This window comes from Gilliamella sp. B2717 (assembly GCF_026536675.1).
GTDB lineage: Bacteria > Pseudomonadota > Gammaproteobacteria > Enterobacterales > Orbaceae > Gilliamella > Gilliamella apicola_I.
Window position 1 is genome coordinate 266,120 of the sequence record NZ_JAFNNQ010000002.1, and the last position, 213, is coordinate 266,332.

General features: G+C 37.6%; 1 protein-coding gene. It reads right to left on the reverse strand.

Annotated elements, in window-relative coordinates; all coding sequences use genetic code 11:
- Nucleotides 1-198 (reverse strand): hypothetical protein (locus J3U35_RS01265; RefSeq protein WP_267359022.1); only part of this gene is annotated, 198 nt, incomplete at its 3' end.
- Between the last annotated feature and the right edge of the window lie 15 nt (nt 199-213).

A 213-nucleotide genomic window follows, 5' to 3' on the forward strand; every position in this document is an offset into this window, starting at 1 on the left:
GCAATGCAATTTTATTTGCAGATTTTTTAACAATCCCCATAACACCTGATTACGTGCATTACTCCTTTGTACCTGTTCCGCTTCGGATGGATTATCATCGTCAAAACGCGAAACACCTTCTTCAAGGCATAATCTTTTTAAATGCGTCAGCCGACTAAGCTTTTCTAATAAAACAATCGGAAATTTTCGTTGACGCAAATGCAAATCCACTAT